The organism is Streptomyces sp. NRRL B-24572 (assembly GCF_002156145.1).
Lineage (GTDB): Bacteria > Actinomycetota > Actinomycetes > Streptomycetales > Streptomycetaceae > Streptomyces > Streptomyces vietnamensis.
The window spans coordinates 189-605 of sequence record NZ_MWIG01001187.1; the positions used below are offsets into that span (position 1 = coordinate 189).

The following is a 417-nucleotide window of genomic DNA, read 5'->3' on the forward strand; positions in this document are numbered from 1 at the left end:
GCCGGCGCCAGCGCCACCCAGCCGGACCCGACGACCCCCAACACGGCCACCGCGACGACCTCGGTCAACAACGCCCGTGGCTGCACGATCATCGGCACCAGCGGCACGGACACCCTGACCGGCAGCTCCTCCAACGACGTCATCTGCGGCCTCGGCGGCAACGACACCATCCGCGCGAGCTACGGCAACGACACCGTGTACGGCGACTTCGGCAACGACAACATCGACGGCGGCTTCGGCGACGACACCCTCAACGGCGGCCCGGGCAACGACACCCTGACCGGCTACTACGGCAACGACCGCCTCACCACCACCGACGGCGTCTCCGGCAACGACACCGCCAACGGCGGCCCCGGCTCCGACACCTGCACCACCGACCCGGGCGACACCCGCATCAGCTGCCCCTGACCCCCACCC

General features: G+C 71.2%; 1 protein-coding gene. It reads left to right on the forward strand.

Annotated elements, in window-relative coordinates:
• Window positions 1-408: calcium-binding protein (locus CCN56_RS41200; protein WP_373412971.1), on the forward strand; the 408-nt coding region annotated here is incomplete at its 5' end.
• Window positions 409-417: the final 9 nt, after the last annotated feature.